Raw genomic sequence first — 23,565 nt, forward strand, 5'->3', positions numbered from 1 at the left:
GCGAGGGTGTCCCGCCGCCCGCCACAGCGCCGGGTGGAGCGGCTAGACGGTGCCCGGGGCCACCCCGACCGGCTCGGTGGCGGGCGCTACCGCTCCCGTGCGCCGGCGAGGGCGCCCGCCGCGCGGTCAGACCGCGGCGGCCAACGTCACCACCCCGGCCGCGACCAGCGCCCCGGCCCAGAGCCGGTCCACGTTGAACCAGGCCCGGCGCAACATCCCCACACCGAACACCTCGTACACCACGAGGGCGACGACCAGCGCGACGACCAGCATGGCCAGCGTGTGCACCCCGGCCGCCACCAGGCCGGGCAGCGCGCCGGCCGGGGCCGCCGCCAGGTGCCCGGCGTGCCCGCCGGTCGGCGGGGGATCGGCCAGCAGCACCGGCAGCAGCATCAACCCGGCTCCGTGCGCCGACGACATCAGGAACGACCAGCCGGCCACCTGGGCCGCCGACAGGCGCATCCCGGCCCAGCGGAAGTGCCGCTGCGACAGCAGCCGCCACAGTCCGAAGCCGACCAGCACCGTCCCGCCGGTCACCGTCAGCGCGGTGCTCACCCCGACCGACCGGGTGGCGGTGACCAGCGCGGCGATCACCGCCACCGAGGCCAGGTGCCCCGCCGCGACCGGGGGTAGCGCGGCCAGCAGCGCCGCCCGGCGGCGCTGCTGCAACCCCCGGGCGACCGCGAGCAGCCACCCCATGGCCGGGTTCAGCCCGTGGAACGCGCCGAGCGCCGCCAACGCCAGCAGGGTCCGCCCGGTCACGGGAAGCAGTACGAGTCGGAGCTGGCGTCACCGCCCTGCAACCGGGTCTGGTGCACCCGCAGGCCCCGGAACTCCTCGCCGTGCGGGAAGAACCGCTCGTCCGGGGTGAGCCCGCCGTGTTCCGGGTCGACGTCCAGCTTGGCCAGCCAGGCACCCACCCCGTCGGGATAGAACTGGTCGTCCCAGGAACCGTAGAGCGAGTTGCTGACGTAGACCCGCCGGCCGTCCCGACTGACCTCCACCATCTGCGGGCCACCGGCCAGGGGCTCGCCCGGCGCGGCCGGGTGAGCGGTGCGGGCCACGATGCCGCCGAGCCGCACCGAGCCGACCAGCACCGGGTGGAACGGGTCGCGGACATCGTACTGGCGCAGCTCCCCGGTGCCCCAGCAGGAGACGTAGAGGAAGCGGTCGTCCACCGACAGGTCGATGTCGGTGACCAACGGGGGCACCGCCCCGAACGGCTTGAGCAGCTCGGGCAGGTCGGCCGGATCGGCCGGCTCGGCGGGGATGTCGATCACCTTGGTCACCGCCCACGGGGCGTGCGCGCCCGCGCCGTCGCGGTGCCACAACCAGACCGACGCCGACAGGTCCTCGACGCTGATTACCACCCCGACGAAGCCGTACGACTGCGTCGGGTCGTGGGCGGGACGCAGCTCGAGCGGCATCTGGTACTGGTCGCCGAGGTCGACCCGCTGCACGTGCCGGCGTTTGGCGAGGTCCCAGAAGTGGATCGCGTGGCCGTACTTCCGCCCCAGCAGCAGCTCGCCGACGATGCCGTCCTCGATCATCGACGGGGTGCCCCACTCGCTGGTGACCAGCACGTCCTGGGTGAGGTGCCACCACACGTCGTACGCCAGGAACTGTGGTCCCCGGTCGGCCTCCCAGGCACCGCGGACGTCGAAGGTGGTGTGGTCGAGCACGACGATGCCGCCGGGGCCCTCGGCGTCGACGCCGTCGGCACTCTGCGCGGCGTTGACGCCGTCGGCACTCTGCGCGGCGTTGACGCCGTCGGCACTCTGCGCGGCGTTGACGCCGCCGAGCGCCGACAGGTAGATGCCGTCCGGGCCGCAGTGCACGGTGTGCGGGCGGGAGTAGCCGGCGCGTCCGGCCAGCTCCTCCGCACCGATCACCTTGACCAGCTGCGGGGCGCGCGGGTCCGGCCGGGTGTCGAACACGTGGATCCGGGACGAGCGCAGCCCCGGCACGATCAGGTAGCGCCGCTCGACGTGCGGGTGCGGGGCGGTCGGGCAGAGCGCGCTGCTGCACGCGTTCCACCCGAAGTGGTGCACCTCGTCGCCGGTGTCCGGCAGGTCGGTCCAGCCGACGACCCGGCCGTAGTCGGCGGACTCCGGATCGGTGTCGAGCACGACGATCGCGTCCGGCCGCTGCGCCGTACGGTCGAACGCGGCGACGTAGGCCAGCTTCTCGGCGGGCGCGGTGGACGCCTCGCGGGGGGAGGGGTAGAAGCTCGGGTCGGGTGTCCAGCGGGTCATGCGGTCCTCCGGTGGTCAGGCGGCGGGTACGCCGAGGCGGCCCAGCAGGCGGCGGCGCAACGCGCCGAAGGCGGGATGGTCGGGGGAGCGGGCGGGTGGCTGGTCCCCGGGGTGGGCGGGGTCGAGGTCGACCGGGATCTCCTCGGCGATGACACCCCCGTCGAGGAGCAGGATCCGGTCGGCGAGCAGCAGCGCCTCCTCCACGTCGTGGGTGACCAGCAGGGCGGCGAAGCCGTGCTGGGCGCGCAGCCGTCGCAGCAGGGACTGCATCCGTAGCCGGGTCAGCGCGTCGAGCGCGCCGAACGGCTCGTCGAGCAGCAGCAGGTCCGGCTCCCGGACCAGGGCGCGGGCCACCGCGACCCGTTGCGCCTGGCCACCGGAGAGTTCCGCCGGCCAGGCCCGACGGCGGTCGGCCAGCCCCACCTCGGCCAGCGCCCGGTCCACCCGGGCACGCACGTCCGGGCCGGTCACCCCGAGCGCGACGTTGTCGCCGACCCGTTTCCAGGGCAGCAGCCGGTGCTCCTGGAAGACCACGGCGGCGGTGCCGTGCAGTCGGGTCCGGCCGGTGGCCTCGGCGTCCAGGCCGGCGAGGATCCGCAGCAGGGTGCTCTTGCCGGAGCCGCTGCCGCCGAGCAGCGCCACCACCTCACCCGCGGCGATGCTCAGGTCGACCCCGGCGAGCACCGGCCGACCGTCGAAGGCCCGCCGCACCGCATGGGCGGTGAGCACCGCCGCGGCGTCGCCCGCCCGCTCCGCGCCGCCGGCTGTCGGGCCCGCCCGGCCGGCGGTGGCGCCCACATCGCCCGCCGTCGTGCCCGCGTCGTCGGTCGTGGTGCCCGGATCTCCGGCTGTCGTGCCCGCCGTGCCGGGCGTCCCGCCCGGGCCGTCGGCTGGCGTGCCGGCCGGGTCGGTCAGGTCGCCCGCAGGCCGCGTCGCCATGTCAGGGTCCTCCTCTCCAGCGTCCGCAGGGCGAGGTCGGACAGCAGCCCGAGCAGCGCGTAGACGACCAGGCCGAGCACCACCACGTCGGTCTGGCTGAACTCCCGGGCCTCCATCATCAGGAAGCCGATGCCGGTCTGGGCGTTGACCTGTTCGCCGACGACGAGGCTGAGCCAGGCCGCCCCGATCGCCAGCCGCAGCCCGAGGAACAGCGACGGCAGCGCGCCGGGCAGCACCACGTGCCGCAGCCGGGCGGCGGGTCCGAGTCCGCAGGTACGGGCCGCTTCGACGAGCCGCTCGTCGATGTCCCGGATGCCGGCGTAGGTGTTGAAGTAGATCGGGAAGAACACCCCGAGCGCGACCAGGGTGATCTTCAACGGCTCGCCGATCCCGACCCAGATGATCAGCAGCGGGACGAGTCCCAGGTGGGGCAGCATCCGGGCCATCTGCACCGGCGGGTCGACCAGGTCGTCGCCGAGGCGCAACAGGCCGGCGGCGGCACCGAGCACCAGCGCGAGCACCCCGCCCACGAGCAGCCCGACGCCGGCCCGGGTGAGCGAGTCGAGCAGGTGGACGCCGAGGGTGCCGTCGGCGGCCAGTCGTACGCCGGTGGCGAGCACCTGACTGGGCGCGGGCAGCTTCTCCGGGGCCAGCAGCCCGGCGCGGGCGGCGGCCTCCCAGCCGGCGACGAGCGCGACCGGGCTGACCAGCCGCCACCAGCGCGGGCCGGTGCGGCGTCGCGGGCCGGCGTCCGGTGGGGCGGTGACCGTGGCCGGCGGCGCGGTGGCCAGCACGGCGCTGCTCACTGGAACACCGCGCTGAACCGGTCGTCGACCCGGCCGGAGATGTCGACCGGCCCGGGTACGAGATCGAGGGTGGTGAAGCCGTCCGCGATGGCCTGGAGTTCGGCACCGACGGCGGGGGTGACCGGGGCCAGCGGGCGGGCGCTACGGGCCAGCGCCCGGGTGGTCACGTCCAGCGGGATCTTCAGCTCGGGGGCGAGCACCGCGGCGCGCTCGTCGGGGTGGGCGATGCCCCAGTCGGTGACCTCCCGGTAGGTGGTGAGGAACGCGCGGACGTCGTCGGCGCGGTCGCGCACCGCCCCGGGCGCGGCCAGGACGTACTCCCGGTTGCTGGCCAGCCCGGTGGCGTCGGCGAGGACCTTCACCCCGGGCTGTTCGGCGAGGGCGAAGTACGGATCCCAGATGATCCAGGCGTCGATCTGGCCGTTGTCGAACGCGGGCCGTCCCTCGGCCGGCTTGAGGTACTTGACGTTGAGGTCCTTGAGCGTCATGTTGTTCGCCGCGAGCAGCCGCACCAGTAGCCAGTGCACGTTGCTGCCCTTGTTCAGCGCCACCGTCCGGCCGCGCAGGTCGGCGAAGGTCTTCAGGCCGCTGCTCTCCTTGACCAGCACCGCCTCGCCCTGCGGGATGGGGGCGGAGGTACCGATCACCGAGAAGGGGATCTTCGCGGCGGCGGCGAAGATCGGGGGTGCCTCACCGACCTGCCCGATGTCGATCGCGCCGGCCTTGAGCGCCTCGGTGAGGGCGGGACCGCTCTCGAACAGCGACCACTGCGCGTCCGGCGCGGCGTTGCGCGCCTTGACCAGACTCAGCCCGCCGAAGCGTTGGTAGCCGATGCGCAGCGGGCCGGTGCTGCCGCCGCCGGCGTCGGCGTCGGCGGCGCAGCCGGTGATCCCGCCGACCGCGACCAGTGACAGCACGGTGAACAGGGCGGTGACCAGGCGGCGGAGGCTCCTCGGCGGGGTGGACATGTCGGCTCCTCGGGAGTGGACGAACTGCTCGCGACGCCGGAGATCGGCGGCGGGCAGTAACCTACCAAGCCGATAGGTTTTATGGGTAGCCTGTCGTGGTTGCCGTCCCATCCCTCAGGAGGACCTCCGATGCCGCTGACCTTCCACTGGTTCCTGCCCACCTACGGCGACAGCCGCGACATCGTCGGCGGTGGCCACGGCGTCGCGGTCGGCACCGCCGGTGGGGCCCGCCCCGCCACCGTCGCCTACCTCGGGCAGATCGCCCGTACCGCCGAGCAGCTCGGCTTCGTCGGCGCGCTCACCCCGACCGGGGCCTGGTGCGAGGACGCCTGGCTGACCACCGCGATGCTCTCCGAGGTCACCGAGCGGCTGAAGTTCCTGGTGGCGTTCCGCCCCGGACTGCTCTCACCCACCCTCGCCGCCCAGATGGCCGCCACCTTCCAGCGGCTCTCCGGCGGCCGGCTGCTGCTCAACGTGGTCACCGGCGGGGAGGCGGTCGAACAGCGCTCCTACGGCGACTTCCTCGACAAGGACGCCCGGTACGCCCGTACCGACGAGTTCCTCCACATCGTCCGGGCACTCTGGCGGGGCGAGACGGTCGACCACGCCGGCACGCACCTGCGGGTCGAGGCCGCCCGGCTGTCCCATCTTCCCGATCCGGTGCCCCCGGTCTACTTCGGTGGGTCGTCCGCCGCCGCCGGCCCGGTCGCCGCCCGGCACAGCGACATCTACCTGACCTGGGGTGAGCCGCCCGCCCAGGTGGCCGAGAAACTCGACCGGATCCGCGCCGTCGCGGCCGAGGCCGGCCGGGAGCTGCGCTTCGGCATCCGGCTGCACGTCATCGCCCGGGACACCGCCGAACAGGCCTGGGCGCAGGCCGGTCGGCTGCTCGACGGCATCGGTGCGGCGGACGTCCGGGCCGCCCAGGAGGGGCTGCGGCGCAGCGAGTCCGAGGGGCAGCGCCGGATGCTGGCCCTGCACGGCGGCAGCCGCGACGCCCTGGAGGTCGCCCCCAACCTCTGGGCCGGATTCGGGCTGGTCCGGGGCGGCGCGGGCACCGCCCTGGTGGGCAGCCACACCGAGGTCGCCGACCGGATCGCCGAGTACCACGCGCTCGGCATCGACGAGTTCATCCTCTCCGGCCACCCGCACCTGGAGGAGGCGTACTGGTTCGGTGAGGGGGTGCTGCCGATCCTGCGGTCCCGGGGGCTGTGGCGGCATCCGGCGGGCGACCCGGTGGTCGAGGCGACGGCGAGCGTCCCGTTCGCCCCCCGACCGGCCCGGGTCTGACCGCCGACGCCGTGGCCCCACCCGCCCCGACGCGGCGGGGTCGGTGGGGCGGGCGGGCCGGTGTCGACGGGCGGGCCGGTGTCGACGGGCGGGCCGGTGTCGACCGGTGGGCCGGTGTCGACCGGTGGGCCGGTGTCGACGGGCGGGTCGGTGGGGCGGGCGGGCCGGTGTCGACGAGCGGGCCGGTGTCGACCGGTGGGCCGTCGTGAGCCGGTGGGCCGTAGTGGGTGGTGGGCCGTGGTGGGTGGTGGGTGGTGGGTGGTGGGGCGGTGTCGGCCGGCGGTCAGGGTTGGCCGGCGAAGAAGTCGGCCAGCACCCGGGTGTGGGTCGAGAAGGCCAGCTCGACCGGCTCGGTGAGGACCAGCCACTCGGTGGCCTCCTCGGTGGGCTTCGACGGGGGCAGCCCCGAGGCCGGTCGCTCCGGCAGCACCCCGAAGATCATCATGGTGCCGCCGCGGGGTGCCCCGTGCACCGCGAACAGCCGCGCCCGCTCCGCCTCGTCGACCAGGCCGGTCTCCTCGCGCAACTCCCGGACCAGGGCCTCGGACCACTCCTCGCCGTACTCGACGAAACCGCCGGGCAGGGCGAGCTGGCCGCGGGCCGGCTCGATGTCCCGGCGGACCACCACCACGCCGAGGCCGGTGTCGGTGCGGACCGGCAGCAGCGCCACCGCGACCGGGGTGGGATTGCGCCACACCGTCTCCCCGCAGGCCGGGCAGAGCCGGGGCCAGCCGGCGTCCGCCGGATAGGCCGCGCCGCAGTAGTGGCAGTGGGCGTACGGGAGGACGGTCATGCCGCCGCACGTTACCGCCCCGGGCGTACCCCGGCCGGGGCAGGTCGACCGGTCCGGTCCCCGGGCCGGTCGTCGTCGCGCAGGAGGTCACGGGCCTCCATCAGGGCGAAGCCGAGCAGGTTGAGCCCGCGCCAGCGGGCCGGGTCCTCGGCGCGTGGATCGTCGGCGGCCAGCCCCACCCCCCACACCCGGTCGACCGGGCTGGCCTCCACCAGTACCCGGTCCCCGGTGCCGAGCAGGTACGCCCGCAGGTCGGCGTGCTGGCCGAACTTGGCCAGGCTGCCGGCCAGCACGACGGGGTACCGTTCGGCCTCCCACACCGCCGGATCGAAGCGGCGGATCTCCCGGCCGATCGCCTTGGCCTGCTGGGGATGGCCGGCGGCGAGGACCCGCTCCCCGGCCTCGGTGTCGTCGAAGAGCTGCGCCTTGCGCCACATCATCCAGTGCTCGGCGGTGCGGAAGTGCCGCCCGTCGACGGTGAACGCCGCCGGCCACCACTGGCTGAGGCAGCTCTGGCCGACCGTGCCGTCCCGTCGGGGCCGGTGCCCCCAGAAGCAGAGGTAGCGCACCCGGTGCCCGGCGGCGGACCGGGCGAGGACGTCTTCGGCACAGCGCAGCGGCATGTGCACAGTCTCCCTGCCGGCACCGACAATCCGCGCGGGGGTTCGGCGGCTGGCCCGTCCCGACGAGGAACCCCGGGCCGGCGGGGAGGCGGGAGTGTCCCGCGCTCTCCACCGGCCGGACCGGTACCCGACACCGTACGTCGGGCGGCGGTGTGACCCGGGGTCGGCCGGGTCAGGCCGGTGGTGCGCCGGTGTAGGCGGCGATGGTCCGGGCGGCGGCGGCCCGGGCAGCCTCCGGTTCGGTGCCGCCGGCGATGTCGGCCTCGGCCCAGGCCTGGCCGCTGAGCGTCATGAAGAGCCGGCCGTCCGGGGAGCCGATCCAGGCGGCGGCCTGGTCGGGGGTGATCCCCCCGCCGTCGGCGTCCAGATGGCTGGCGAGCCCGAGCAGGCCGGAGTCCCAGCCGACGCCGACCGCGCCGGGACCGTACTCGGCCCACCGCTGGTCGTCGACGTGGGCGACGTGTTCGAGGGTGAACCGGGTCCGCTCGTCGCCCTCGGGGGTGAGGCGCACCTCGATCCAGCTCACCTCGTCGCCCATCTCCCAGGTGGCGGCGAAGCTCTTCGGCGGGTCGCAGCGTTCCACCACGCCACCCGCGTTCCCCTCGAACTGGTAGCGGCCGTGCAGGCGCAGGTCGCCGGAGATCGGCAGGAACCAGCGCGGGATCCGGTCGATGCTGGTGCAGGCGTCCCAGAGGTCGTCCAGCGTCGCCCGGTACGTCTGGCTGATGGTCAGCACGCGGGCCTCACCCGCCTCCAGGGTGCGGGTGCCCACGGTCCGTCGTACGGCGTTGATCTGGTGTGTCGTCTCGATCATGAGTGCTCCGGTGCTCGGTCGGGTTGCCCGTCGGGGTGTGCGACCGCCGTTCGCGCCGACCTCGGGCCAGCTCGGTGGCCAGGGCGTCCAGCGCGGGTGTCCAGAACCGGCGGAATCCCTCCAGCCACCGGTCGACCTCGCGCAGCGGAGCGGGGTCGACCGCGTAGAGCCGCCGGGCGCCCTGCGGGCGGACGGTGGCGAACCCGTTGTCCCGTAACACCTTGAGGTGCTGCGAGACGGCGGGCTGGGTGATCCCGAACTCCTCCTGGATGACCGCGCAGACCCCGCCGGCGCTCCGCTCTCCCTGCGCGAGCAGTTCGAGGATGCGCCGACGTACCGGGTCGCCGAGGACGTCGAAGGCGTGCACGGTGCCCTTTGTATCAGCCATAGCTTATATAAGCAATCACCCTAGTCGCGCGGCGACGGCGGCCCGCAGCTCGGGGAGCCGGTCGTGCAGCAGGCCGGGGCACTGGGTGCTGGCGAAGTCCTTGTGGCCGTAGATCTGGCTGGCCGGAATGCCGTACTGCTGGCAGGTGAACGCGCAGAAGACCACCAGGCTGTCCCAGAGCGCCTGGGGCGGCTGCACGTCGACGTAGATCCCGTCGTTCTCGATGCCGATGGCCTGGCTGTTCTGCCCCACGCAGTGCGCGCCCTGCACCATGCTCTGGCCGTGCAGCAGCGCGTACAGGCTGCCGTGCCGGCCCTCGGTGAGGTGGCCGCCCCGGCTGTTGGTGAAGTGCTGCCCGGAGTCCAGCCAGCCGTTGCCGTCCATGTGCAGGTCCTGGATCTCGCGCGAATTGGCGTACGCGTAGGCCAGGCTGTAGTCGGTCGCGTTCGGGAACGCGGTGTGATGCACGATGATCTTGTTGGGTCGGCTCTGCACCAGGCTCACCGGGGACGACGGCGGCCGGGCACCCCAGGTGGCGCAGTTGGCGATCACCGGTTGTTCGACCCGGCCGAGGGTGGCACGGCCGGTGACCGGGGCGCTGCCGGTGATGGGGGCGCTGCCGGTGGTCGGGATGGTGCCGCTGGTCGGCCCGGTGTCGGTGAGCGGCGACGGGCCGGGGGCAGCGGCGCTCGCGGCGGGTCCGCCGAACGGGGTCGACGCGAGCGCCCCGGCCGTGCCGAGCAGGACCGCGCCGCGCAGCACACTGCGCCGTGACACGGGTAGGGACATGGCGGGCTCCTCAAGGTGACGGGGGGTGTCGACGGGCGGATCTGCGCGGCGATGCCGGGGTGGCGGGGGGTGTCGACGGGCGGGTCTGCGCGGCGATGCCGGGGTGGCGGGGGGTGTCGACGGGCGGGTCTGCACGGCGATGCCGGGGTGGCGGGGGATGGCGACGGGTGGACCCGCGCAGCGATGCCGGGGTGGCGGGGGGGATGGCGACAGGCCGACCTGCGGGCCGATGCCGGGTCAACCGGGTCGGGCAGGCAGGGGTCAGCAGGGGCCGTTGCAGGCCAGCACCCGGAGCCGGTCGAGGCTGCCGTTCCAGACGTTCTGGTCGCCCGGGAAGGTGCCCGAGGACGCCCACTGCCAGAAGGAGTACGTGGACCAGCCGGCGGGCAGGGTGCCCACCGTGCTGGCGTACCGGGCGATCCAGAGCGGGTTGGTGGCGGCGAAACCGCTGTAGTTGCCGGTGCAGGTGACCCACCAGTCGGTGGTGGTGTAGATGGTCGCCCAGCGTCCGGTGCGGGCGTGGTACTGGTTGACGAAGGAGGTGATCCAGCTGCGCATCGCGCTCTGACTGAGCCCGTAGCAGGTCGCCCCGTAGGGGTTGTACTCGATGTCGAGCGCGGCGGGCAGGGTCCGGCCGTCCTTGGACCAGCCGCCGCCGTGGTCGACGAGGTAGTTGGCCTGGGTGGCACCGGTCGTGGTGTCCGGCCGGGCGAAGTGGTACGCGCCCCGGATCATCCCGACGTTGTACGACCCGTTGTACTGCTGGGCGAAGTACGGGTTGGTGTAGTAGTTGCCCTCGGTGGCCTTGACGTAGGCGAACCGGGCACCGTTGTTCCAGGCGGCGGACCAGTTGACGTTGCCCTGGTAGCTGGAGACGTCCAGGCCGGGCAGTCCGGCGGGGGCGGCGGCGGCCGGGGTGACGACGCCGAGGGTGGCGGCGGCGACCATGGTGGCGGTCGCCAGCAGCGTGCCCGTGACCGCACGGAGACGGTTCATCTTTCCTCCCTGGGGGATGCCGCATGGGTACGGCGGGAGCGACGAAAGGAACTGTCAGGTATTAGGTCACGACTGGAGATAGTTTTCAATAGACACATTCAAGATTATCCACCTTCAGTGGCCGGTCGGTCGCCGACCGTCCCCGCCCTGTTCCTCGATCAACTACGTCCGGGTGACTCGACACGCCGGGGTGGCTGTCGCTGGGGCGTAGGTGATCACGAGTCGTCCAGCCCTAGCGGAACGGCGGGGGTCGTGGGGGTTGTGCACAGGGTGGGGGTTGTCCACAGGTGGGGCCTTCCGGGTTGGTCGGCGGCGGTGCGGGTGGGTGAGGGTTGGTGGCGTGTGGGACGTGCTGCGGGACCTGGTCGAGCGGGAAGGTGGCGTGGTGACCGTGAGCGCCGCGCGGCAGGTGGTACCCGAGTGGACGCTCAGACGTGCGGGCGACCGGGGGGACCTCGTCCGGGTGCTGCCGCAGGTCTATGTCGACGCCCGGTTGCTGTTCGTCCCACCGGCCCCCGGTGTGCCGCTGCTCGGCCGCCTCCCCGCACCGGTCGCCCGACGGGCGGCGCTCGCCTGGGGCGGTGGGCGGGCGGCGCTGGGTGGTGTCACCGCCCTCACCGTCTGGGGCGTGCGCGGGCAGGTGGACGGGGAGCCGGTGCACCTGGACGTGGCCGCCGGTTCCGGGCTCCGGCCCCGGCCACACCTCATGATCCACCACCGGGACGGCTTCTCGCTTGCCTCACCCCGAGTGGTGACCCGGCGGCGTCTTCCGGTGGTGCGGCTGGAGCGGGCACTGGTCGACGCCTGGCCGGTGCTATCTCCGGTCGACCGTCCCGCCCCGGTGATCAGGGCCGTCAACGACCGGCTCACCACCCCGCAACGGATCGGGTCGGCGCTCGCCGCCGTGCCGAGGCTGAGCGGCCGTGCGCAGCTGCGTACCCTGCTCGACCGGCTCGCCGCCGGGTGCCGCAGCCCGTTGGAGATCTGGGGACACGACCACGTCTTCACCGGCCCGGGCCTGCCCGCGTTCCGCAGGCAGGCCCGGATCGTCGTCGGCCGTCGCACCATATACCTCGACGTGTACGCCGAGCGGGAACGCGTCGACTTCGAACTCGACGGCGCGACGACCCATGGTGATCCCCGCGAGCGGGAGATCGACCTGCGTCGGGACGCGCTGCTCGCCACCGTCGGCATCCTGGTGGTGCGCTTCGCCCGGCACCGCCTGATCCACGAGCCCGACGAGGTCCGCCACGAGGTGCGGGCGATCCTCGCCACCCGGGGACGTATCGGTGGCCCGTGACCGGGCTCCGCACCCTCGATGTCCGGCAGGTGCGGCCCCCGGAGTGCGGGTTCCGGGCAGGGCGGCGTGGAGCGGTCGGGTTTGTCGGAGTCGGTGGTGCAGGGTGCGGGTGGGGTCGGGGTGGTCGGGTTTGTCGGAGTCGGTGGTGCAGGGTGCGGGTGGGGTCGGGGTGGTCGGGTCTGTCGGAGTCAGTCGCGCAGGGTGCGCAGGATGCGGGTGAGGTCGGCGTGGTCGGCGGGGGAGAGGTGACCGAAGAAGCGCTCCGCCTCGGTCGCGCGGGCCGTCTGGATGGCCGCGCCGACCCGCGTACCCTCCTCCGTCGGCGCGACGAGGGTCGCCCGCCGGTCGGCCGGGTCGGGCCGGCGGGCGACGAGTCCGCGCTCCTCCAGGCCGTCGACGACCTCGGTGGTGGAGCGGGGCGCGATGTGCAGGTGCTCGGCGAGCGCGCTGAGCCGCATCGCCCCGTGCCGGGTGAGCACCGCGAGGGCGCGGGCGTGGCCGGGGTTGACGTCCCAGGGTTCGAGGGTACGTCGGGACTGGTGGCGCAGCCGTCGCGCCACCGCCCAGAACAGTTCGGCGAGGCTCTCCTCGGCCGCATCGGCCGGCTGCTCGGTGCAACGTGCGACCGGGTCGGTTCGGCGGGTGGTCGGTTCGGCCGGTGGGTCGGTTCGGCGGGTGGTCGGTTCGGCCGGTGGGTCGGTTCGGCGGGTGGTCGGTTCGGCCGGTGGGTCGGCGCGAGGGGTGGTCGGTTCAGCCGGTGGGTCGGTTCGGCGGGTGTCCGGTGGGTCGGCGCGAGGGGTGGCCGGTGGGTCGGCGCGGTGGGGGGCCGGGTCGGCTGGCGGGTCGGATGTCGCACCGGTCACCGGAATACGGTAGCAGCACTCACTGTTGCTACCTCATGATGAGGTAACCTCAGTAATCATCGGACGTACCGACCGACCCCCTGCGGACGCACACGGGCCCCCGAACGAGAGAAGGAACCCCTTGGACACCACCAGAACCCACCGGGAGGGCCACGGCGGCGTCCCCCGGACCGTCAGTGCCGCCGAGAAGTCCCAGGCCCGCGCGGTCTCGCTGCGCCGGATCGGCCGGCTGTTCACCGCGTACCGTGGTCAACTGGCCGTGGTCACCGCGATCATCGTGGTGTCGTCGATCGTCGCGATGGCCTCGCCCTTCCTGCTGCGGGCGGTGATCGACCGGGCGCTGCCGGAACGCGACCTGACCCTGCTGGTCTGGCTGGTCGCCGGCATGATCGCCGTCGCGGCGCTGACCGCCGTGCTCGGCGTGGCGCAGACCTGGATCTCCACCCGGGTCGGGCAGCTCGTGATGCACCGGCTGCGCACCGACGTCTTCGCCCACCTGCACCGGCAGTCGATCGCGTTCTTCACCCGCACCCGCACCGGCGAGGTGCAGTCGCGGATCACCAACGACATCGGCGGCATGCAGACCGTGGTCACCTCCACCGCCACCTCGATCGCGTCCAACCTGACCACGGTGGTGGCCACCCTGGTCGCCATGGTGGCGCTGTCCTGGCGGCTCACCCTGGTCTCGCTGGTGGTGCTGCCGCCGGCCATCTGGCTCACCCGCCGGGTCGCCGCGATGCGCCGCGAGATCACCGCGCAGCGCCAGCGGGAGCTGGCCGACCTCAACGTCACCATCGAGGAGGGGCTGTCGATCAGCGGTGTGCAGCTCAGCAAGACCCTCGGCGCGGGTGGCACGCTGATCGACCGGTTCACCGCCAGCTCGGCCCGGCTGGTCGACCTGGAGCTGCGCTCCGAACTCGCCGGCCGGTGGCGGATGGCCACCATGACGATCATCTTCGCCGCCATCCCGGCGGTGATCTACCTGGGTGCGGGGCTGCCCGGCACCGCCGGCACGCTCAGCATCGGCACCCTGGTCGCCTTCACCGCCCTCCAGGGTGGGCTGTTCCGGCCGCTGATGGGGCTGCTCAACGTGGGCGTCACGCTGACCGCCTCGCTGGCGCTGTTCGCCCGGATCTTCGAGTACCTCGACCTGCCGGTGGAGGTGGACGACCCGGCCCGGCCGGTGACCGTCGACCCGGCCCGGGTACGCGGGCACCTACGCGTCGAGGACGTCACCTTCAGCTACCCGGGCAGCGACACCGCCGCCGTCGCCGGCATCAGCCTGGACGTGCCGGCCGGCACCAGCCTCGCCCTGGTGGGCGAGACCGGCTCCGGCAAGAGCACGCTGGCCGCCCTGGTCAGCCGGTTGCACGACCCGGACGCCGGCCGGATCACCATCGACGGCGTCGACCTGCGCGACCTGCGGCTGACCGATCTGGCCGCCATCGTGGGCGTGGTCAGCCAGGAGACCTACCTGCTGCACACCACGATCCGGGAGAACCTGCGGTACGCGCGCCCCGACGCCACCGATGCCCAGTTGGAGGCCGCCGCCCGCGCCGCGCAGATCCACGACCTGATCGCCGCCCTGCCCGACGGGTACGACACCGTCGTCGGCTCCCGGGGCCACCGGTTCTCCGGCGGCGAGAAGCAGCGCCTGGCCATCGCCCGTACGCTGCTGCGCGATCCCCGGGTGCTGGTGCTGGACGAGGCGACCAGCGCGCTGGACACCGAGACCGAACGCGCCGTGCAACGGGCCTTCGACACCCTCGCCGAGGGGCGCACGGTGATCACCATCGCGCACCGGCTCTCCACGGTGCGCCACGCCGACCAGATCGCGGTGCTCGACCACGGCCGGATCGTCGAAGCCGGCACCCACGAGACGCTGCTGGCGCGCGCCGGCCGGTACGCCACCCTGGCCGGCTGACCGGGACATGTTCCCCTGGTCGGGGCGTCTCCTCTCTGGCCGGGGTCGTGTCCCGTGGCCGGAGACCAGGGGACCTCGCAGGTGCCCGACCCCAACGACCGACCGGCGGGGCCGTGACCAGGGGCGACCCGGCGGGCGGAAAAACCCGATCTGCAAGACGTGAGTCGTCGATCACCGGTGACTAGAGTGACGCCGTGCAAAGTGGTGTGCGGGCCCAGGTGCCGGTGCTGTACGTGGCGGACGCCGACGCGGCCCGACGGTTCTACGAGAACTTCGGCTACACCGAGATCCGGGGCGGCGGCGACGGCGGGTCGCACTGGTCGTACCTGCGGTGCGGGGAGTTGACGCTGCTGCTCGCGGCGGTCACCCCCCGCCTGGTCACCGTCGAGTTGCCCCTGCTCGTCTACCTGTACGTCGATGACCTGGCCGCGACCGCCGAGCGGCTCACCGCCGCCGGGCACCCGGTCGAGAAGGCCGGCTACCCGGAGCACGCCCCGGGCGGCGAGTGCCGGGTCACCGACCCCGACGGCAACGTGGTCGCCTTCGGCCAGCGGCAGGCCGTACCGCAGCAGGAGCGTGACCCGCAGGCGGGCGGTGAGGCGCGGTTCTCGCTGATCCGGGAGGCGGCCGAGGCGGTCGGCCGGCGCGGCGGGGCACCCGCCCGCTGCCAGATCGGCGGCCCGCGCGGCGAATCCTGCACCGAACCGGCGGAGGTCAAGCTCGCCGACTCGTGGGGCGACACGGCGTGGGGCTGCATGGCGCACGCCGACGAGACCTTGCTGACCGCGCGCGGCGCGTTCCTGGCCACCGAGGACGGGATGGGCCTCGGCCCGTTCCTACGCGCCCGCCAGGGTCAGCCTGACCGGCAGGTCCCCGCGCCCGGAGCCTGACCCGACCTCACCGTCGCCTCCCGTGCGACCCGGCCGGTACGGCCGTCGGTGCGCCGACCCGACCGGCCGCCCGCCTCGCCATAGCTGCGGACACAGTCGACCCCGGAGGCCGGGCGGGGGCGGGGCGCAGGCCGGCGAGCTGGACGAAGATCTCCCGTCGGGCGACGGCCTCGTCGCGCCGGCCGAGCACGTAGCCGGTCAGCCAGATCCACCCGTCGTAGGTGGGCCGGTCGCACACCGACACCACCCGCAGCCGCAGGGCGCGCTCCCCGGCGAACTGCACCGAGGCGGCCCGGTCGACGATCAGCAGGTCACCGGGGCGGGGCCGGACGTTCACCAGCGTCCGCCGTTGGATCGCCGGCACCGTGTCGCCTGCCGGGCCTGCCAGTCGCGCAGGGCACGCCTGAGCCGGTCGTTCTCCTGGGCGAGGACGCGGATCTCCTGGTGGAGCGCGGCGAACTCGTCGGCCAGCCGGGCCTGGAACCGGCGTACCTCGTCGGGGTCGACGCCGCGTCGGCGCGGCCGGAACGCGTGGGTGCGTACCTCGTAGGGGGTCAGCAGGGCCGGGCGGCCGGTCCCGTAGGGCTGGCCACCGCGATACACCTGGGCCACGGGGGTCCTTTCCGGTGCTGGGGGAGGGCGGAAGGGTCCTGTCGGTGGTGCTGGAGGGCGGGCCGTCCACCGCCGGCTGCGGACGACCCGCCGGCTCGGCGGTCGCAGCCCACTTCGGCGGTACGACAGCAGAGCAGCCGGACGGATCGGGGCGGGCACACACACCCGCCCCGACCAGGGGAAACCCCTCTCTCGTTGCCACGCGAGGGGAGAGGTTCGACTCAACTTAGCTGTCCCAGTCATCCGAGTCAAACATAGAGTTGTTGGAGGGTGTCCTTGCGTGATCGAATTGGCGTGCCACGCAGGGGGAGTCATGCCGATCACCGCCGACTACATTCGCATCGCCGATGAGATCGTCGCCGACGTCAGAGCCAAGAGGCTCGCGCCGGGGGAGCGGCTGCCTTCGATCACGGAGCTTGCCGCGCTGCACAAGGTGAGTCCGTCAACGGTCAAGCAGGTCTACGTGCGGCTGGAAGCGCTGCGGGTGATCTGGCGACACCAGGGCAAGGGTGTCTTCGTCAACGATCCGAAGCTCTGGATGCGCGAACCGTGACCCGCTCGCGCACCCTCCCGCGCCCGTCCCGCCTCTGCGCGCTGCGATCTGCCCGGTGACCAGGAGGTTTGCGTCGTCCGGAAGATCAAAGTTGACGCGAACCTCTTGATCAACGGCGAAGGGATGACGCGAAACCTCTTGGTCACCCTTTCGTGGCGGTTTTGGGGGTGGGGACGGGGATCCGCAGGGGGAGCGGTTACGTCGAAGGGGGTATGACGAGTTTTCGAGGTGTGTGGGCGGTGGTCGCACCGGTGCTTCTGCTCACTGCTGCCTGTGCGGGGCAGGACGGGGCGGGCGTCGCGCCCGATGCGGCCCCGACCTCTCTTCCCGCCAACGTGCCGGTGCTGCGGATCGACCACACGGGTGGCTTCGTGCGACCCGAGACGAACGTGACACGGCTGCCGTCCGTCAGCGTCTACGCCGACGGCCGGGTGATCACGCAGGGGCCGACCGTCCTCACTTATCCAGGGCCGGCGCTGCCCAACATCCAGGTCCGCACCATCAGCGCGGCCGAGGTGACCAAGCTGGTCGAGCAGGCCCGCGCCGCCGGGGTGGGCAGTGCGGTCGACGTGGGCACGCCGAAGATCACCGACGTGACCACCACCCGGTTCACCATCCGGGGGACGGTCGGCAGCGAGCAGCTGGAGGTCTACGCCCTGGGCGAGGCGACCGGCCCCGAGGCCGGCCTGACCCCCGCCCAGCAGGCTGCCCGGGAGAAACTGCGGACCTTCGCCGACAAGCTGACCGACCCGGGGAACGCGGCGACGCAGCCGTACCAGCCGACCGCCATCGCGGCGGTGGCCGGGCCGTGGGTCGCCACGCCGGAGACGGCGAAGCAGCCCAGGATGGAGTGGCCCGGCCCGGCGTTGCCCGGGGCCAGCCTCGGTGAGGGCCTCGATCTGGGGTGCGTGACCGTCACCGGCGCTGCCGTGCAGCAGGTGATCGCCTCCGCCGGCAAGGCCAATGCGGCGACCCCGTGGACCTCCGGTGGGAAGCGCTGGGCGGTCACCTTCCGCCCGCTGCTGCCCGACGAGACCGACTGCGCCAGCCTCACCGCTGGGCGTTGAGCGTGCACCCGGCCGGTCGATCCGATCGTGTCGACCGGCCGGGGGTCGCTGAGGCTGTGGACTGTCAATTCCCGAGATGGCCGTTCGCGATTAGCTGATCAAGCTGTTCGCATGCCGTCGCCGTGTGGTGTTCGCGCTGCGTGTGGGTGACACCCGTCAGCCCTTCGAGAATGTGCTCGGCCGTGATACATAGATGAGGAGGATCGCGGAGGTGGTGCATGGGCACCGACGAGCAACCCGAGCACTATGCGGCCCACGATTTCGCTCCTGACGAGCTTGATCAGATCCCGTCGCACGCTACGTTCGAGACGAAGATGCTGTATCTGGTCGCCACGGCCCTCCAGATCGGGTGGATGTTCGTGGTCTCCTGGGGGCTCAATCGGATAGCGGATCCGGCCCGTGGGGCGGGTGACAAGATATTGACAGTCTTGATCGAGATCGTGGCGATCTCGATTTGCCTCTCAGCCTGGAGCGAAGCCTACAGCTCTGCGGCGCGCGACAAGGCGTCGGCGAGGCTATGGGAGAAGACGGTGGAGCGGAACGACGGCACCGGCACGAAGAAGCCGGAGAGCCTCTGATCGCGGAATACCTGCCCCGCCTCTCGGGAGGGGCCCGGCAGATCTCAGGCAGCGTCCCGGCAACGTTGTCAGGCGATGCCGGGAAGCGCCAGTGTCCGGCCGCTGTCGCGGGAGTGCCGGTCGGTGGTGGCGGTGTTGGTGTTCGCGGTGTTGGTGGTCCCGGCGAGGCGTAGGGCGCCGATGGCGGCATGGTGTAGCGCGGCCATGAGCCGATCAGCCAGCGGCGCACCTCGACGGTGGACTTGTTTCCATAGGCAACCATCACTACATTGGGTTCGGGCGCCGCCGAGTTGCCGGGCGGCTGTTTGGCCTGAGCCGGGCCGTTGTCCACGTGCCGACAAGGCATGTCGACGCGCGAGCGACGTCATCGCTCCTGTGCCGTCGGTGCATTCCCGACGGCCAGCCGGAAGGACCCCTGTGAGGATTTCCCGTACCCGTATCACCGCCGCCGTGGCCGCCACCGTCACGGCGGCGGCGGCCGTCACCACCGTGCTCGCCGGCACCGCCTCGGCGGCCCAGGGCTGCCGGATCGACTACCAGCCCAACGAGTGGACCGGCGGCTTCACCGCCAACGTCCGGGTCTCTCCGGGCGACACCGCCCTGAGCGGTTGGACCGTCACCTGGTCCTACCCCGGCGGGCAGCGGCTCACCGGTGGCTGGAACGCCCAGGTCAGCCAGGCCGGCACGACGGTCACCGCCCGTAACGCGGCCTGGAACGGCAGCGTCCCCGCCGGCGGTTCGACCGAGTTCGGCGTCCAGGGCACCAGCACCTCGGGTTCCGCCGCGCCGACCGGGTTCACGCTCAACGGCGTACCGTGCAACGGCGCTCCGCCGCCCACCACGCCGCCGCCGACGACCCCGCCCCCGACGACGCCGCCGCCCACCACGCCGCCGCCGACGACGCCGCCGCCGACCACGCCGCCGCCGACCACCCCACCTCCGACGACCCCGCCGCCCACGACGCCGCCGCCGACCACCCCGCCGCCGGCCGGGTGCGCCGGTGCGGTGCTCTGCGACGGGTTCGAGAACCAGACCGGCTCGACGCCGGCCGGCGACTGGGGCGTGGTCAACCCGGACTGCTCCGGCGCGGGCCGGGCGGCGGTGGACACGACCACCACGCACAGCGGTAGCCGCTCGCTGCGCATCGACGGCGCGCAGGGCTACTGCAACCACGTCTTCGTCCGGTCCACCAAGGATCTCAGCGCGGTGGGTGCCGTCCGGTACGGCCGGATCTGGCTGCGCCACACCACCGCCCTGCCGACCCAGCACGTCACCTTCATGGCCATGACCGACGCCGCCGACGGCAACAAGGACCTGCGGATGGGTGGCCAGAACGGCGCGTTGCAGTGGAACCGGGCCTCCGATGACGCGACCCTGCCCGAGCAGAGCCCGTCCGGGGTGGCGTTGAGCGTGCCGCTGCCGACCGGGCGCTGGACGTGCCTGGAGTTCATGGTCGACGGCAACCAGGGACAGCTGCGGACCTGGCTCGACGGCACCGCCGTCACCGGACTGACCGCCGACGGGACGCCCACCCACGACATCGACGGCCAGTGGTACAACCGCACCTGGCGGCCCCGGCTGACCGACCTGAAGCTGGGTTGGGAGAGCTACGGCGAGGGCGCGGACACCATCTGGTACGACGACGTGGCCCTGGGCAGCAGCCGGATCGGCTGCTGAGCCCACCGGGGCCGGGCGGCGCTGACCGGGCTGCCCGGCCCCGGTGGCCTGGTCGGGTCGCCGGCTCCGGCGGCTCTGATCGGGCTGCCCGGCCCGGGCGGTAATCGGGCCGCCCGGCCTTCCGTCCCGGGCCGTCGCCGACCGACCATTCAACCGGCGGTGTTGTGCCGATCATGGCGCGTTCATCCACGGTTGCCAGGCTGACCTCTGGTCGGCGGGTTCGTCTCCCGCCAGAATGTGGCTGATCGGGATAACCATCTCGATCGATGCATTCCTGTCGGCCCCCGCGACCCGGAGGACCCGTTGCGCACTCCCGCGAACCCCGCCACCGCCGCCACTGCCATCACCGCCACCGCCGCCACTGCCATCACCGCCACCGCCGGCACTGCCATCACCGCCACTGCCACCGCCGGCACTGCCGTCGCCGTCGCCGCCGGCGCGACTGTCACGGCCCCCGCCCCGATCGCCCCCGCCCCGATCCCCGTCACCCCTGTCGGCGTCCCGATCGCTGCCACCGCCGGTGTCGTTCCGATCCGCCGCACCCGGCCCGGCCGTCTGCTGGGCACCTTCGCGCTGCTGACCGCGATGATCGCGGCGGTGCTGGTCGGGCCGTCCGTGGTGACGCCGAGGCTGACCGACCCCGCGTCGGCGGCGGTCTACGGCTCCTGCACGATGTCCCGCTGCGCGGACGCCCGTACCGCGCGTTCCGGCTGGTCGGCCAAGGGCTTCCCGACCAGCCGGGGCTGGTACGCCTGGAGCGGCGGGCTGTCGAACTTCGCCGGTGGCCAGTTCCACAACTACGAGGGTCAGCTCCCCGCCGGCGCCACCTACCACGAGTACGACGTCTACCCGCGGGTCTCCGGCGCGGCGCGGGACGCGTACCGCATCGTGGTGAACAGGAGCACCGGGGCGACCTGGTTCTCGCCCGACCACTACGCGAACTTCTACCGGATCTGACCGAGGACCATCGGGGTGGGGCGGTCCGTTGGCCCCACCCCGGGCGAGCAGGAGGATGCACGATGACCGGACAGCGCCAGCCCGGGTGGCTGCGGGTGACCGACGAGACACCGCCGTCGGGAGCCCCGACGCCGTCGGTCGCCGTGGCCGGGGCGGCGGCCCGTACCCGCGCCGAGCTGTTCGACACCCTCACCGACGCCCTCGACCTGCCCGGACACTTCGGCCGCACCTGGGACGCGCTCGCCGACGTGCTGGCCGACCGGCTCGACACCGGTCCGCTGACCCTGGAGGTCACCGAGGCGGGCCTGTTGCTGGCCGACGAGCCGCCCGGACAGCTAGGCACGTTGCTCGACGTGGTCGGCGGGGTCTCGGCCGGTGCCCGGGAGCCGGTCCGGCTGGTGTTGCGGGACACCCCGCAGCGGCTGCCCGCCCTGCGGGACCGGCTCGCCGCCGTACTCGGCGGGTGCGGGGTGGCCGCCCCACCGCGCGCCTGACCGTGCCGTCGGCATCGGTGCCGAGGACCCGGGGGCGCGGTGCGCCGAGCACGTAGGGTGCGGTGCGCCGAGTGGGCGGTGCGCCGAGTGCCTGGGGGTGCGGTGCGTCGAGGGTCAGTTGGCGTGGTCGAGGATCGCGCTGAAGCGTTCCTCGGCCAGGTCGAGCTGGCCGAAGATGTGTCGCTTCACCAGTGCCGACAGCGGGGTGTCCGGTCGGGCGATCAGCTCCCGGAACACCGGCACCAGCGGTCGGTACTTCGCCGCCGAGCGGGCCACCTTCGGCCCGACCGCGTAGACCACCCCCACGCCGTTGTCGGTGAAGTCGGAGATCTTGATGACCCGCGCCCACGGCTCCCGGTCCAGGCTGGCCGCGACGTGCTCGCGGTACTGCACGTGCGGATCCCGCTGCGGGTCGTACACCGGGTTGGTGACCGCGGCGACCAGCCGGGACACCCGCGCCCCGAACCGGTCGGTCAGGGTGGCCAATGCGGCCGCCGTCGGATCGGCGGCCCCGACGCCGGCCAGCTCGCCCGGGTGGTCCTCCACCGCGTCGTGCAGCAACCCGGCGACGATCACGTCGGCGTCGCGCACCTGGTAGTGGTGGATCATCCGGATCGACACCCGCAACAGGTGGTTGAGGTACGGCTCCCGGGACCGGCGGTCCTCGCGGTGCAGCTCGGCAGCGAGGTCCAGGGCGGTGGTCAGCCGGTCCTGCTCGGCCGCCGGGAAGGCCGGCAGCTCCAGCCGGAACCGGGCCAGCAGACCCGGCTCACCGTGCAGCTCGGTGATCGCGTGCATCGGCATGGTGGCGAGGTACGGCGGGAACTCCATGGCCTACTTATAGCCGATCTTCACTGTCGACCCGATCCTGTCGTCGGGCATGTGACCGCATCATCCCAGGCCGGAAAGGCGCTTGACCAGCCGTACCGTCGTCCCCTCGGGGGTGCCGTCGATGCGTGCCTCGTCCATCAGCCGCGTCATGATCAATCCGCCCCGGCCCCGGTTTCCACCGTCCGGGCGGGGGTCACGCCAGCCGCCGCTGTCGGAGACCTCGATCTCCAGCCGGTCGCCGCGCAGCCGTCCCCGCACCAGGACGGTCGACCCGACGGCGAACCGGTAGCCGTGCTCGATGGCGTTGGCGCACGCCTCGCCCACGGCGCTCAGCACCACCTCCACGTCCGCCTCGCCCGCGCCGAGCGTGGTCAGCCACGCCCGCAGCGCCTCCCGGGTGGGGGAGAGTCGCGCCGGGTCGGCGGCCAGCGCGGCCCGGAAAAGCGGTGGCGCGTGACGGTCCACCGCGCCGTTCGGCGGTGCGGCATCGGCCGGTAGGGCGGTGCCGGCCGGTGGGGTGGTGCGGGCGTGCGGTGCGGTGTCGGCCGGCGGTGCGGTGCCGTGCGGGTGGGCCGCCGGGAGGTGGGCCGGCCGGTCCGGGAGACCCGCGTCCCTGTCGCGTCCACCCGTCACCCGGGCTCACCTCCCGCTGATCCGCGTCGCCGGGGCCGGGGAGCCCGGGCCGTCACCCCGGGCCATTCTCCCTGTCCCGGCTCGTCGCCGGACGCCGGCCCCGGACGGACGTCAGTTCTCCCTGTCCCGGCTCGTCGCCGGACGCCGGCCCCGGACGGACGTCAGTCCGCAGGCGGGCCGGCAACGGGCTACGAGGCCAGCCGCTGGCCGGGGTCACGGGCCGGGCCGGCGAGGTCGACCGCGCCGTCGGAACGGTTGATCTCCGACCAGACCGCGTCGAGGGAGAGGCCGAGCACATCGGCGAGGACCGCGATGGTCGGGAAGGCCGGGGTGGCCACCCGGCCGGACTCGATCTTCCGGAGCGTCTCCGGGGAGAGCCCGGCGGCCAGGGCGGTGGTGAGCATCGAGCGCTGGCCCCGGGCGCGGCGCAGCACGGCACCGAGGCGCTGTCCGCGTGCCACCTCTGCGGGAGTGAGCGGCAACCTGACCATGACGACGATTCTAGTACCGGGATAATATGACCGG

At 73.3% G+C, this 23,565-nt stretch carries 28 protein-coding genes; 10 read left to right on the forward strand and 18 right to left on the reverse strand.

Going from position 1 to position 23,565, the window contains the following annotated elements; all coding sequences use genetic code 11:
* Nucleotides 1–126: 126 nt before the first annotated feature.
* From O7612_RS13690 to O7612_RS13710, 5 genes are all read right to left on the reverse strand, one after another.
* A complete protein-coding gene (locus tag O7612_RS13690) occupies nt 127–762 on the reverse strand; it encodes a hypothetical protein (RefSeq protein WP_282273615.1) in 636 nt (211 codons plus the stop codon).
* A complete protein-coding gene (locus O7612_RS13695) occupies nt 759–2,255 on the reverse strand; it encodes a selenium-binding protein SBP56-related protein (protein ID WP_282273616.1) in 1,497 nt (498 codons plus the stop codon). Before O7612_RS13695 ends, O7612_RS13690 begins: the two co-directional genes overlap by 4 nt.
* A gap of 15 nt (nt 2,256–2,270) precedes the next feature.
* Nucleotides 2,271–2,984, reverse strand: coding sequence for an ABC transporter ATP-binding protein (locus O7612_RS13700; protein WP_282273899.1), 714 nt, complete (start codon nt 2,982–2,984; stop codon nt 2,271–2,273).
* A gap of 182 nt (nt 2,985–3,166) precedes the next feature.
* A complete protein-coding gene (locus tag O7612_RS13705; RefSeq protein ID WP_282273617.1) occupies nt 3,167–4,000 on the reverse strand; it encodes an ABC transporter permease in 834 nt (277 codons plus the stop codon).
* On the reverse strand, nt 3,997–4,968 hold the full coding sequence (locus tag O7612_RS13710) for an aliphatic sulfonate ABC transporter substrate-binding protein (protein ID WP_282273618.1): 972 nt from the start codon (nt 4,966–4,968) through the stop codon (nt 3,997–3,999). The genes O7612_RS13705 and O7612_RS13710 overlap by 4 nt, the downstream gene beginning before the upstream one ends.
* 129 nt (nt 4,969–5,097) lie before the next feature.
* Between O7612_RS13710 and O7612_RS13715 the strand changes: the two genes are divergently transcribed.
* A complete protein-coding gene (locus O7612_RS13715) occupies nt 5,098–6,258 on the forward strand; it encodes an LLM class flavin-dependent oxidoreductase (protein ID WP_282273619.1) in 1,161 nt (386 codons plus the stop codon).
* A 283-nt stretch (nt 6,259–6,541) separates the two neighbouring features.
* Here O7612_RS13715 and O7612_RS13720 read toward each other — a convergent pair whose 3' ends face one another.
* From O7612_RS13720 to O7612_RS13745, 6 genes are all read right to left on the reverse strand, one after another.
* The gene (locus O7612_RS13720) at nt 6,542–7,051 is read right to left on the reverse strand and encodes an NUDIX domain-containing protein (protein ID WP_282273620.1); all 510 of its coding nucleotides are present in this window, start codon (nt 7,049–7,051) and stop codon (nt 6,542–6,544) included.
* Nucleotides 7,052–7,062: 11 nt separating this feature from the next.
* The gene (locus O7612_RS13725; RefSeq protein WP_282273621.1) at nt 7,063–7,674 is read right to left on the reverse strand and encodes an NADAR family protein; all 612 of its coding nucleotides are present in this window, start codon (nt 7,672–7,674) and stop codon (nt 7,063–7,065) included.
* A gap of 172 nt (nt 7,675–7,846) precedes the next feature.
* The gene (locus tag O7612_RS13730) at nt 7,847–8,488 is read right to left on the reverse strand and encodes an SRPBCC family protein (protein ID WP_282273622.1); all 642 of its coding nucleotides are present in this window, start codon (nt 8,486–8,488) and stop codon (nt 7,847–7,849) included.
* A complete protein-coding gene (locus O7612_RS13735) occupies nt 8,418–8,855 on the reverse strand; it encodes a metalloregulator ArsR/SmtB family transcription factor (protein ID WP_282273900.1) in 438 nt (145 codons plus the stop codon). The genes O7612_RS13730 and O7612_RS13735 overlap by 71 nt, the downstream gene beginning before the upstream one ends.
* Before the next feature lie 36 nt (nt 8,856–8,891).
* The gene (locus O7612_RS13740; RefSeq protein WP_282273623.1) at nt 8,892–9,665 is read right to left on the reverse strand and encodes a peptidoglycan recognition family protein; all 774 of its coding nucleotides are present in this window, start codon (nt 9,663–9,665) and stop codon (nt 8,892–8,894) included.
* A 261-nt stretch (nt 9,666–9,926) separates the two neighbouring features.
* On the reverse strand, nt 9,927–10,661 hold the full coding sequence (locus O7612_RS13745; protein ID WP_282273624.1) for a lysozyme: 735 nt from the start codon (nt 10,659–10,661) through the stop codon (nt 9,927–9,929).
* Between the two features lie 325 nt (nt 10,662–10,986).
* Between O7612_RS13745 and O7612_RS13750 the strand changes: the two genes are divergently transcribed.
* Nucleotides 10,987–11,961, forward strand: a complete 975-nt coding sequence (locus tag O7612_RS13750) for a DUF559 domain-containing protein (protein WP_282273625.1) — start codon at nt 10,987–10,989, stop codon at nt 11,959–11,961.
* Nucleotides 11,962–12,149: 188 nt separating this feature from the next.
* Here O7612_RS13750 and O7612_RS13755 read toward each other — a convergent pair whose 3' ends face one another.
* The gene (locus O7612_RS13755) at nt 12,150–12,521 is read right to left on the reverse strand and encodes a MarR family transcriptional regulator (RefSeq protein ID WP_282273626.1); all 372 of its coding nucleotides are present in this window, start codon (nt 12,519–12,521) and stop codon (nt 12,150–12,152) included.
* A gap of 424 nt (nt 12,522–12,945) precedes the next feature.
* On the opposite strand from O7612_RS13755, the gene O7612_RS13760 reads away from it, so the two are divergent.
* Nucleotides 12,946–14,748 carry an ABC transporter ATP-binding protein gene (locus O7612_RS13760; RefSeq protein ID WP_282273627.1) on the forward strand — a complete coding sequence of 601 codons (1,803 nt, stop codon included), beginning with the start codon at nt 12,946–12,948 and terminating at the stop codon, nt 14,746–14,748.
* Nucleotides 14,749–14,942: 194 nt separating this feature from the next.
* Nucleotides 14,943–15,638 (forward strand): VOC family protein, encoded by a 696-nt coding sequence (locus O7612_RS13765; RefSeq protein ID WP_282273628.1) that lies wholly within the window; start codon nt 14,943–14,945, stop codon nt 15,636–15,638.
* 7 nt (nt 15,639–15,645) lie between these two features.
* Here O7612_RS13765 and O7612_RS13770 read toward each other — a convergent pair whose 3' ends face one another.
* Together O7612_RS13770 and O7612_RS13775 are read right to left on the reverse strand one after the other, a co-directional pair.
* The gene (locus tag O7612_RS13770) at nt 15,646–16,002 is read right to left on the reverse strand and encodes a hypothetical protein (RefSeq protein WP_282273629.1); all 357 of its coding nucleotides are present in this window, start codon (nt 16,000–16,002) and stop codon (nt 15,646–15,648) included.
* A complete protein-coding gene (locus tag O7612_RS13775) occupies nt 15,972–16,250 on the reverse strand; it encodes a DivIVA domain-containing protein (RefSeq protein WP_282273630.1) in 279 nt (92 codons plus the stop codon). The genes O7612_RS13770 and O7612_RS13775 overlap by 31 nt, the downstream gene beginning before the upstream one ends.
* 313 nt (nt 16,251–16,563) lie before the next feature.
* Here O7612_RS13775 and O7612_RS13780 point away from each other — a divergent pair, with 313 nt between their 5' ends.
* The 3 genes from O7612_RS13780 to O7612_RS13790 all read left to right on the forward strand — a co-directional run bounded on the left by O7612_RS13780 (nt 16,564) and on the right by O7612_RS13790 (nt 18,448).
* Complete coding sequence (locus O7612_RS13780) at nt 16,564–16,803, forward strand: winged helix-turn-helix domain-containing protein (protein WP_282273631.1); 240 nt, start codon at nt 16,564–16,566, stop codon at nt 16,801–16,803.
* 239 nt (nt 16,804–17,042) lie between these two features.
* On the forward strand, nt 17,043–17,870 hold the full coding sequence (locus O7612_RS13785) for a hypothetical protein (protein WP_282273632.1): 828 nt from the start codon (nt 17,043–17,045) through the stop codon (nt 17,868–17,870).
* A 218-nt stretch (nt 17,871–18,088) separates the two neighbouring features.
* Nucleotides 18,089–18,448: a hypothetical protein gene (locus O7612_RS13790; RefSeq protein ID WP_282273633.1), complete on the forward strand. Its 360-nt coding sequence runs from the start codon at nt 18,089–18,091 to the stop codon at nt 18,446–18,448.
* A 68-nt stretch (nt 18,449–18,516) separates the two neighbouring features.
* Here the strand turns inward: O7612_RS13790 and O7612_RS13795 are convergent, their stop codons facing one another.
* Nucleotides 18,517–18,654 (reverse strand): hypothetical protein, encoded by a 138-nt coding sequence (locus tag O7612_RS13795; RefSeq protein ID WP_282273634.1) that lies wholly within the window; start codon nt 18,652–18,654, stop codon nt 18,517–18,519.
* 211 nt (nt 18,655–18,865) lie between these two features.
* Here O7612_RS13795 and O7612_RS13800 point away from each other — a divergent pair, with 211 nt between their 5' ends.
* The 3 genes from O7612_RS13800 (at nt 18,866) to O7612_RS13810 (ending at nt 21,576) form a co-directional block, all read left to right on the forward strand.
* Nucleotides 18,866–20,125, forward strand: a complete 1,260-nt coding sequence (locus O7612_RS13800) for a cellulose-binding domain-containing protein (protein WP_282273635.1) — start codon at nt 18,866–18,868, stop codon at nt 20,123–20,125.
* A 303-nt stretch (nt 20,126–20,428) separates the two neighbouring features.
* Nucleotides 20,429–21,082, forward strand: coding sequence for a ribonuclease domain-containing protein (locus tag O7612_RS13805; protein ID WP_282273636.1), 654 nt, complete (start codon nt 20,429–20,431; stop codon nt 21,080–21,082).
* 62 nt (nt 21,083–21,144) lie between these two features.
* Nucleotides 21,145–21,576 carry a barstar family protein gene (locus tag O7612_RS13810; protein ID WP_282273637.1) on the forward strand — a complete coding sequence of 144 codons (432 nt, stop codon included), beginning with the start codon at nt 21,145–21,147 and terminating at the stop codon, nt 21,574–21,576.
* 114 nt (nt 21,577–21,690) lie between these two features.
* Here the strand turns inward: O7612_RS13810 and O7612_RS13815 are convergent, their stop codons facing one another.
* The 3 genes from O7612_RS13815 to O7612_RS13825 form a co-directional block, all read right to left on the reverse strand.
* A complete protein-coding gene (locus tag O7612_RS13815; RefSeq protein ID WP_282273638.1) occupies nt 21,691–22,407 on the reverse strand; it encodes an HD domain-containing protein in 717 nt (238 codons plus the stop codon).
* A 60-nt stretch (nt 22,408–22,467) separates the two neighbouring features.
* Entirely contained in the window at nt 22,468–23,040 is a 573-nt protein-coding gene (locus O7612_RS13820) for an ATP-binding protein (RefSeq protein ID WP_282273639.1), read from the reverse strand.
* 188 nt (nt 23,041–23,228) lie between these two features.
* The gene (locus O7612_RS13825; RefSeq protein WP_282273640.1) at nt 23,229–23,531 is read right to left on the reverse strand and encodes a helix-turn-helix transcriptional regulator; all 303 of its coding nucleotides are present in this window, start codon (nt 23,529–23,531) and stop codon (nt 23,229–23,231) included.
* Nucleotides 23,532–23,565 lie beyond the last annotated feature (34 nt).

The organism is Micromonospora sp. WMMD987, assembly GCF_029581435.1.
In the GTDB taxonomy this organism is placed as follows: Bacteria; Actinomycetota; Actinomycetes; order Mycobacteriales; family Micromonosporaceae; genus Micromonospora; species Micromonospora rifamycinica.

Coding starts and splice junctions, on each gene's coding strand:
- O7612_RS13695 (WP_282273616.1), bottom strand. CDS start 2,255: ATGACCCGCTGGACACCCGACCCGAGCTTCTACCCCTCCCCCCGCGAG.
- O7612_RS13710 (WP_282273618.1), bottom strand. CDS start 4,968: ATGTCCACCCCGCCGAGGAGCCTCCGCCGCCTGGTCACCGCCCTGTTC.
- O7612_RS13715 (WP_282273619.1), top strand. CDS start 5,098: ATGCCGCTGACCTTCCACTGGTTCCTGCCCACCTACGGCGACAGCCGC.
- O7612_RS13720 (WP_282273620.1), bottom strand. CDS start 7,051: ATGACCGTCCTCCCGTACGCCCACTGCCACTACTGCGGCGCGGCCTAT.
- O7612_RS13725 (WP_282273621.1), bottom strand. CDS start 7,674: ATGCCGCTGCGCTGTGCCGAAGACGTCCTCGCCCGGTCCGCCGCCGGG.
- O7612_RS13730 (WP_282273622.1), bottom strand. CDS start 8,488: ATGATCGAGACGACACACCAGATCAACGCCGTACGACGGACCGTGGGC.
- O7612_RS13740 (WP_282273623.1), bottom strand. CDS start 9,665: ATGTCCCTACCCGTGTCACGGCGCAGTGTGCTGCGCGGCGCGGTCCTG.
- O7612_RS13745 (WP_282273624.1), bottom strand. CDS start 10,661: ATGAACCGTCTCCGTGCGGTCACGGGCACGCTGCTGGCGACCGCCACC.
- O7612_RS13780 (WP_282273631.1), top strand. CDS start 16,564: ATGCCGATCACCGCCGACTACATTCGCATCGCCGATGAGATCGTCGCC.
- O7612_RS13790 (WP_282273633.1), top strand. CDS start 18,089: ATGGGCACCGACGAGCAACCCGAGCACTATGCGGCCCACGATTTCGCT.
- O7612_RS13795 (WP_282273634.1), bottom strand. CDS start 18,654: ATGGCCGCGCTACACCATGCCGCCATCGGCGCCCTACGCCTCGCCGGG.
- O7612_RS13810 (WP_282273637.1), top strand. CDS start 21,145: ATGACCGGACAGCGCCAGCCCGGGTGGCTGCGGGTGACCGACGAGACA.
- O7612_RS13815 (WP_282273638.1), bottom strand. CDS start 22,407: ATGGAGTTCCCGCCGTACCTCGCCACCATGCCGATGCACGCGATCACC.
- O7612_RS13825 (WP_282273640.1), bottom strand. CDS start 23,531: ATGGTCAGGTTGCCGCTCACTCCCGCAGAGGTGGCACGCGGACAGCGC.